Consider the following 8,228-nt stretch of genomic DNA (forward strand, 5'->3'; position numbering starts at 1 on the left):
AATTGTTCGCGACAGTATCAGCGCGGTGAAGAACACTATGGCGAACGCCTCACCGAAGCGACTCCACGGCATCGAACATCGATAGCTAGCAGCGCGACGTGCTGGCGGATCCGACTGAGCGAGTCCTGCGGTGGATGGCAAAGATGCGGCGCTTGGAGCGTTGGTTAACGTGGTCATGTTTTGCAACAGCCACAAGCGTCGGAGCGGCATCGATGACCTGCTGCCCCAGCGCCGTTCCTCGCGTGATCCCGGCGCTCGGCAACTCCCTGGTGGTGACGTTGCCCCCAGTTTCTATCCAGTTTTGAGTTCGTTTCCGGCGTGGGTTGTGCCCTGCTGGGCGGGTGAAGCGACGGGCGCTGGCGCGGAGCCTTTCGCATAGCGCAGCGCGAGCGACCGTCGCGGATTGAAGGTGGTGGCGAACTCGGCCGGGGTCTGCCAGGCGATTTGGGAGTGCGGCCGCGCGGTGTTGTAGTCGGCGCGCCACAGGGCGATGGCTACGCGCGCCTGAGCCAGCGAGGTAAACAGCGTCTCGTTGAGCAGTTCATCGCGCAGTCGGCCGTTGAAGCTCTCGATGAAGCCATTCTGCATCGGCTTGCCGGGCGCAATGTAATGCCATTCGACGCGGTTCTGATCCGCCCAGGAGAGGATGGCGTTCGAGGTGAACTCGCTGCCATTGTCGCTGACGATCATCCTGGGCCGGCCGCGCTCGGTGGTGAGCCGGTCCAATTCGCGGGCAACCCGCATGCCCGAGAGAGACGTATCAACGATGAGTGCGCAGGCACTCTCTCGTGCAGTCGTCGACGACGGCCAGGATGCGGAAGCGGCGCCCGTCGATACGAAGTCGAGCGACCAGCGCTCGTCGGGCCTCAGCGGCACCAGCATCGGCGCCCTGGTCCCGATCGCCCGCTTGCGGCCGCCACGGCGGCGAACGGCGAGCTTCTCCTCCCGATAGAGCCGGAACAGCTTCTTGTGGTTCACGACCAGGCCCTCCCGCCTCAGCATCACGAGAAGACGCCGGTAGCCGAACCGGCGTCGCTCCTGCGCGATCGCCTTCATCCGCTCGCGAACCTCGCGGTCGTCCGGCCTGCTGGTCTCGTAGCGAACCGTCATGCGGCAGCAGCCGATGGCTTTACACGCCCGCCGTTCGCTCATCCCGAAGCCTTCCTTCAGGCGAGCGACAGCTTTCCGCTTGGCCGCGGGCGTCACCATTTCTTTCCCACAAGATCCTTCAACGCGGCATTGTCGAGCATGGCGTCGGCCAGAAGCCGCTTCAGCCGCGTGTTCTCGTCCTCCAGCGCCTTCAGTCGCCGAGCCTCGGAGACATCCATCCCGCCGAAGCGGGCCTTCCAGTTATAGATAGAGGCGTCGCTGACCCCGTGCTTGCGGCACAGATCGGCAACCGATACCCCGGCCTCATGTTCCTTCAAAATTCCGATGATCTGCTCTTCAGAGAAGCGGCTACGTTTCATGTCCCGGTCCTCTCGATGGGCCAGAACGAACTTCAAACCGGATTAGATCAGAGGGGCAAGGTCAGGGAGGCTCGCCGATACGCGAGCCAGCCGACCAATTGTTTTTGCAACCAGAATACTACCAGGCCTGATGCGAGACCGATCGAAATGGCAGCTGCCGGGCCGGCAGGCTGGTGCGTGCCCAGGTCGAGTTGCGGAAGCAGCCAGTCGGGGATTACGCGGTGAAAAAGATAGATGTGATAGCTGGCGGCAGAGACCGGCAGGATCAGGCGCGCCGTCCAACCGGGCAATGTAATGCGTGGAATGAAAAGCAGAACGAACACCGCGCCGAGCACCAGCATGAACTTGACCCAGGAACCTGTCCAATTGCCGCCCCACCAGGCCAGCACCAGGCAGAGAATAGCGATGACGGAAAAGAAGGCCTTCCGTTTGGGCGGCGTGTCGAGGAAGTACAGGCACCAGCCCAGGACGGCCAAATAAAGCATGTCAGGAAGGGTGAATATTTGCGGTCCGCCGATGTACCAGACGAGGGGCGTGAGGAACTTGGCTGCTACTGCAATTGCCAGCACGAAAATGCCAGAAACGAGCGGCATTGCATGTGCGATGCGCCGCGCCTGCGGAATGGAAAACAGGATCACCCATAGAAGAATGGTCTGCGCGTAGGCCTCAACGAACCAGTACAGATACGGCATCATGTGCGGCGGTGCGGTAAAGCCGAGATTGCCAACGAGGAAGACCGAAGGCCAGAGCACCTCGCCCCGCGCCAGGGAGAAACCCGCGACGACAGGCGCATAGAGTGCGAGGTTGGCTGCCAGCGGCCGCAGCACCGCGAGCGTATCGCCGGCGAACAGCCGCTGGCGCTGAAAGCGAGCCAGGCTGAAACCGACCAGCATCACGAGTGTGGCGGCTCCGCCCGGAATAGGCCAGAGCGTTGCGTGATGGATGACAACCAGCAGGATCGCGGCAGCACGCAGGATCAGTTGGCTGTCGATGGACCGACTATGGTTCCTCGGTTCCGCGGTTCGGGCAAGGTCGCCAAGGGGCATGGTTCCCCATCCCTCCGGCAGGCTCCCAAGTTGACGTTCCAGGGTTAGCGAGAGCTGCACGTAGAGCAGCGAGTCGCCGCCGAGCGTTTCGAATGTGTCGCTGGGACCAACTTGACGCGGATAGAAGGCATTCCTGAAGGCGTCCAGGACATCCATGGCCATCTGCTGACGCGGGGCTAGCAGGCGAGCCTGAAGCGAAGCATAGTCGATCTTCCCCGAGGCAAGTTTCCGCAACGACGTCGCCCTGCCGACTTTGAGGTGCGGCCTTGGCAGTCCGGTTGCAGCCATCAAGACCTCGAGCACCTCGTTGTCGTCGACATTGGGTGTTGTCACCATCGCCAGAATGCGTTCATCGTCTCCAACGACTGCTGCGGCGATCCCAGCTTTCTCAAGCGCTGCTTCAATTGCGTCGTGGCTCAGGCGGAGGCCCGCGATCTTCGCTTGCGGCGACCGACTATCGAGTAGAACCCGCGATCATCACGCTTTGCGATATCGCCTGTACGCAAATCCGCGACTTCGTACGCCCTTGCCAGATCCGCCCGTCGATGGGCATAGCCCATCATCACATTGGGACCTCTGTAGATGAGTTCGCCAGGCTCGCCATTTTGTTCGATTGGCCGGCCGTCTTCATCAGCCAACCAGAGTTTGCCGCCCGGGATGGCAATGCCGATGCTGCCCAGATTGCCCTCGAGCTCGCCGGGAGGAACATAGGGGATGCGAGCGGTTGCCTCGGTCTGCCCGTACATCATGAAGAAGCGCGCAGACTTGTCCGCGAGATGACGCCGAAAGGTCTCGGCCAAAGCTTGCTGCATGCGTCCGCCGGCTACCGGCATGAAACGCAACGCTGGCAACTCGTGCCGCCGGAAGCCGGCGTGGTCCATCATTTCGAAGGAGTAGGGAACGCCACTAATGTTGGTGCAGGAAGCTTCACGGATCTCTTGAGCAAAGCCGGTGTGGGAGGCACCGTGTTTCGGGAAATAGATGCTGGCACCTGCCTCGAGGTGAGAATTCAAGACTGAGAGGCCGTAGGAATAGTGGAATGGCAGGATAAGCGCTGCCCGATCCCGGTGGTCGAGTTCCAGATAGCTGACAATGGCCGCGGCATTGGCCTCGATTGCGCGGCTGACAGACGAACATACCGGCTCTTGCCGGTGCTACCGGAGGTACCTAGCAGCACGGCGAGATCGGGATGCAGTGCGCCATTGGACTCCCCGGGTTCCGCGCGGCAGCACCAGCGGGCGTCTACGCGTCTGCAGATGATTTCGGGTGCATACTCGGCGACGAAGTCGTCCAGAGCCGACGCGTTGCAGGGCGGGATCAATGCGACGACGTGCTTGCCGTGCAAGGCTGCCAGGTAAGAGATGACCGCGTGTTCCGTCGGCTCGGCTGCTACCGCGATCAGCTTTTTCTCCGGTCCGAACTCGGCTGCCAACGCTGTGACACGCCGCGCAAGATCGCGGTAGGTGATTGGCGTGCCGCCGGGAAAGATCAGCGCCGGATGATCGCCGTATTCGTTCAAGCGCCGGGTTAATCCCATTCCCCTGATCTCCGTCAATCTGAAAGGCTTATTGCAGCCATCAGTGCAGTCGGGGACGGCGGCTATCACGTCTGTTGACTCGCTGCATCAACTTTCCTGGGTGTGTAAGCTCGGGAGCGGAGGGCATCGGTTTCGAGCACACGCGGGCTCTTCTCCGCTCGACAATGGGGAAACGTAAGGACCGACGGCCGCGTGGCTGTCAGCCATCTGATCACATCACCCGAAGTTCACCGGCGGACGTTTGCTGTACGTTTGTCCTACCAACTCGGTAGCTGACTTTTGACCATCGTTTAGGTTCAATGTGACGGCCTGGCCAGGCAGCACGGGAGCAGCAGGCAGGCGCGCGACTGCAGCCGACGAGTTGATCACCGCGCTTGTTCAACATCATCATGAAGTCACCTCGGAGGACGAGAAACGAATGTTGAGGCACGGGAACGAGCTGCCTCGGTCGTTCGCTCAATGGCAAGCACTGTATGCGGAGGCCGCTCCCCCTCATGCAGGGCCAGGAGATGATCGCCGACTTCCTTATCCGCTGCCGTGAGGCGATGATTGAGGCGAAGAAAATCCATCCAGGTTGGCGTGCGGAATGTCTCTGTCCAAAGTGAAGGCGTCTGAAGGTTTCTTTGGAGCGTCCAGTTTCGTGCACCGGCCCGGCTCTGAACGTGGCGCCTTGCGCGCATGCAGGACAGAAAGGCCTCGATATTCTCCTCGGATATGGAATACTCAGTTTTGGCAACGATAGGGCCACTTCTGGGTTTCAGATCGAGCGCCAGTTCCGGTGGATGAAAACCGGAACTTTCTTGATCGGTTTCTTCCCAAGGCCGCACCGGCAACACTATTCCCGCCGCTGCAACCAGCAGCAGAGCCCCCGCGGCGCCCTCCAAAGCTGAGGTCAGGGAGTAGTTCTGCGCGACTGTACCCCAGATCCAGCTGCCAGCTGCCATACCTCCAGCGCTCAAGGCGTAGTAGATCGAGAGCGTTCGGCCGACAACCCACCTTGGGCTTGCCAGCTGCACCGACACGTCAATGCCCGTCCAGGTGATAAGCCAACCCGCGCCACCGAGCGATAGCGCAATTGCCGCCACAGGGACCGACGATGTAAGTGCAAGGGAAAGGCAACATGCTGCACAGGCGACAGAAGCGAATGCTACCAGCCTGTTTTGAGACGTGATCCTCCTTAGGAATCCGTTGCTCATGCCCGCGATGAAAGCCCCCATTCCGAAGCCGGCCAACAAAATGCCGTAGACGATCGGCCCGCTCTTCAACTGATCCCGCACGACGAGCGGGAGCAGCGCGAGGATCGAAATGCTGGCGAGCCCGAAAAGGGCTGCACGGGCGGTCGCCGCCCTTATCTCCAAGGACATCGCCGTGAAGCGCACGCCGTCGTGAATCGCCGTCACCATTCTCTCACGAGGGAGAGGCGAAGTGCGAACTTTCCATTTCGTGCGCCATAGTGCGCCTAGAGGCGCCAGATCACTCAGCGCGGCTAGGGCGAAAGCGGCCAGCGGTCCAAAGAAGGCCAGGATTACGCCCCCCAAAGCCGGTCCTATGCTCCGCACTATGTTATATCCGACAGACATCAGCGTCACGGCAGCCGGAATGTCGCGCTTGTGAAGGATATCGCCGACGGAGGCATGCCATGCCGGATCGTTTACCGCGAAGCCGCAGCCGGCCAGGAAGCCCAATCCGAGTAGGAGCCAGGGATCGACAAATCCCAGACCCACAGAAATCATCAGCGTCGTTGACGCCAATGCGATCAAGCAGTGTCCCGCAAACATGACCCTTCTGCGGCTGAAGTTGTCGGCGATGGCGCCGGCGAGAATTGAGAGGAAGAACACCGGTAATGTCGATGCAGCCTGAACGAGTGCGACCATCAGGTCGGACGCCGAAATAGTGGCCATCAGCCAACTGATGGCAACCGTTTGCACGAGCCACCCGAGGCTGGATATTTGTGTGGCAGTCCAGATGGAGCGAAATGCAGGGTTGCGAAGCGGGGCAAGCGTCGTTGGAACGGCCGGATGAGGATCTTCGTGCTGCACGACGTTTTTACCTTAAACGACGCGCGACGTTCTCGTCGTCGCCGTCACCCCTCCTGAGACCATGCTCGGCAGTTCCGCGTCGCAGTTGATCCCGACAAGGAACGCTACAAGTCCATCGTCGGCGAGCATGTGATTCTGCCGATCGTCGGCCGCCGCATCCTGATCGTCGTTGATCACCGATTGGGAATCCTTTCCTTGTGATCTTGCATTCCTTAGTGCTTCCTCCTCGGATTGAGGATAGTCAGTTAGCTGCCTCGCCGGAGCGATAACATGGTGCGTACCTGGCATGGCGAGGCCGGTAAGTTTCACAATGGTTTCATCGCTGCTTGCCTGTGGGCGTCGTCCGAGGTCTGTTAAGTCGGCATTGCGCGTGAGCAGAGCGTAGATCAGCGTGAACAGCCGACGCGCGGCATCTCGGTCGACGCTCACTCCAGCTTCGGCGCACAACCAGTGCCGCCGCCGACGCGCAGGGTGGCAAGACTCTTGGGGACACCGCGCCGCTTCATCTCTGACCGTTGCGAACAGGCTCCCCATGACGGAGCGCACCATCTTCCGCCTGGTCGACGTCTGGGGGCTCACAAGTGGGGACATATGCAAGTTGCTCGCCGATAGCGATCAGCGGAAGGATTGCCGGAAGCATAGTCGCATGCAACGTTGCATTGACAGCTTATGGCGATTGGGCATCTCAGGAATCCGGCGTTTGTCCCCAGACGAGCGCAGGTTTAACCGTGGATCCCCAAAGGCACCTACCCTTAGGCGCTCCAGATGCGCTGGGTACGGCTTGCCCTGGCGGCTCGTGGGTGCGCGGCAATCTTGCCAGCTCCGCCAGCATCCACCCTCAGGTTCGGCGACGAGAGACGGCTTTCCTGCCGGCGCCGTTCTTCCTGAGCGCGGTCATCAGTATCGGCCTATTCGGGCTCCCACTGGATAGCCGTGAAGGAATAAGCGTGTCACCGTTTTTTTGCACATTTAAACCCACAACGCCGATCTCCTGCGTTGATCGGGCATGATTCGCGTAAATCGGCCACTCAGATGCGCTACAATCATCAGGTGCGCTGTGATTGGTCCGATCCTCTTATTGTAAGCCGACTTGATGCGGGTGATTCAGAACTTTTGCAGCGGATTCGCAACTACGCCTCCTCCCAAGGCGCACCGGCCCGGCAGCGAGCTCAGTCTCCTGCCGGGCCTTCTGAGTGTCTGCGCAACGTTAGCCAGCGTCGGGCCTTCAACCAGTCTCACTCCGCCTTAGGTCGGCAAGACTGCCCTCCTCAAGCTTTGCGCTGGTGTCTCTTGGCATCCACCTTCGTTGTCCAGACCGGCGCTCACGAGTTTCGCGGGTTATTGTATTTGAGAGGAGAAGGGCAGTGGGACAATATTTAGACTCTACTTAGCTTGAGACAGCAATCCGACTGCGCAGCCGATGCGCTGCAAAAAACAGTCACAAAGGGACCGAACACCCGCCCTTCATTTTTGTGGCTTTTGTTTTGTGCTGGCCTAGCTGCAGTCGGTAGTCGACGAGCGGGAACCATTCGGATCACCCCGGAAGCGTTTTCCGCCTTTAATGGCCAGGCACCTGACGGAAAGTTGATCGGGTTTGGGCCCGACCTGTTGGCCGAATTGGAAAAGCGAATGGGGTCAAATGCGACCTGTTCGCGCAGAGCCTCGGACCTCATGATCACGGGTCTCACCGACGGCAAGAATCATGCAGCAATGCTTGAAATGGCATTCGCGCGAGAACTGTCGATCTCGCGATTTTTCTCTACGGCGGAGTATTGAGAGACAGAAGGTACGCCAGCCCAGGTGTTCCTTGATCCCACATCAGACCGATACCGCCGTTTTGTAAGGCTCGCAAAGCGGTAATGGCCCTTTGATCCGCGAAAATGATCAACGTCGAGAGCTCGTTGCGCTGCTGCTAGGGCAGGGACTTTGAAGATGAGAGGGTGGAAAGAATGCTGAACGACAGACGGTCCCATGGGCTTTGGGAGCGGACAGCTCCGCCGCCGCCTGCAACGGAGAGGCTGGGATGTGACCTCGTCGCCGACGTCGCGATCGTCGGCGCCGGCTACACCGGGTTGTCCACCGCGCTCCACCTTGCCGAGCGGGGCCTGGACGCTGTCGTGATCGAGGCAGCCGAAAT

Annotated in this window: 8 protein-coding genes; 1 reads left to right on the top strand and 7 read right to left on the bottom strand. The window is 60.3% G+C overall.

Going from position 1 to position 8,228, the window contains the following annotated elements:
* Window positions 1-291 precede the first annotated feature (291 nt).
* The 7 genes from EOA86_RS12910 to EOA86_RS40180 form a co-directional block, all read right to left on the bottom strand.
* The gene (locus EOA86_RS12910) at window positions 292-1,206 is read right to left on the bottom strand and encodes an IS3 family transposase (RefSeq protein WP_245497252.1); all 915 of its coding nucleotides are present in this window, start codon (window positions 1,204-1,206) and stop codon (window positions 292-294) included.
* A complete protein-coding gene (locus EOA86_RS40175) occupies window positions 1,203-1,469 on the bottom strand; it encodes a transposase (protein WP_027033127.1) in 267 nt (88 codons plus the stop codon). The genes EOA86_RS12910 and EOA86_RS40175 overlap by 4 nt, the downstream gene beginning before the upstream one ends.
* Window positions 1,470-1,516: 47 nt before the next feature.
* Complete coding sequence (locus EOA86_RS12915; protein ID WP_128342004.1) at window positions 1,517-2,818, bottom strand: phosphopantetheine-binding protein; 1,302 nt, start codon at window positions 2,816-2,818, stop codon at window positions 1,517-1,519.
* Window positions 2,819-2,931: 113 nt separating this feature from the next.
* Window positions 2,932-3,630 carry an AMP-binding protein gene (locus EOA86_RS12920; RefSeq protein ID WP_091600654.1) on the bottom strand — a complete coding sequence of 233 codons (699 nt, stop codon included), beginning with the start codon at window positions 3,628-3,630 and terminating at the stop codon, window positions 2,932-2,934.
* Window positions 3,525-4,034: a hypothetical protein gene (locus EOA86_RS12925; RefSeq protein WP_128342005.1), complete on the bottom strand. Its 510-nt coding sequence runs from the start codon at window positions 4,032-4,034 to the stop codon at window positions 3,525-3,527. Before EOA86_RS12925 ends, EOA86_RS12920 begins: the two co-directional genes overlap by 106 nt.
* Before the next feature lie 413 nt (window positions 4,035-4,447).
* Window positions 4,448-6,091, bottom strand: a complete 1,644-nt coding sequence (locus EOA86_RS12930; protein WP_091600656.1) for an MFS transporter — start codon at window positions 6,089-6,091, stop codon at window positions 4,448-4,450.
* Window positions 6,092-6,103: 12 nt separating this feature from the next.
* A complete protein-coding gene (locus EOA86_RS40180) occupies window positions 6,104-6,520 on the bottom strand; it encodes a hypothetical protein (RefSeq protein WP_236473422.1) in 417 nt (138 codons plus the stop codon).
* A gap of 1,520 nt (window positions 6,521-8,040) precedes the next feature.
* Between EOA86_RS40180 and EOA86_RS12940 the strand changes: the two genes are divergently transcribed.
* The coding region (locus tag EOA86_RS12940; RefSeq protein WP_164891718.1) for an FAD-dependent oxidoreductase at window positions 8,041-8,228 on the top strand (188 nt) is incomplete at its 3' end.

Origin of the sequence: Mesorhizobium sp. M5C.F.Ca.IN.020.32.2.1 (assembly GCF_004023105.1) — a bacterium.
Classification (GTDB): Bacteria; Pseudomonadota; Alphaproteobacteria; order Rhizobiales; family Rhizobiaceae; genus Mesorhizobium; species Mesorhizobium wenxiniae.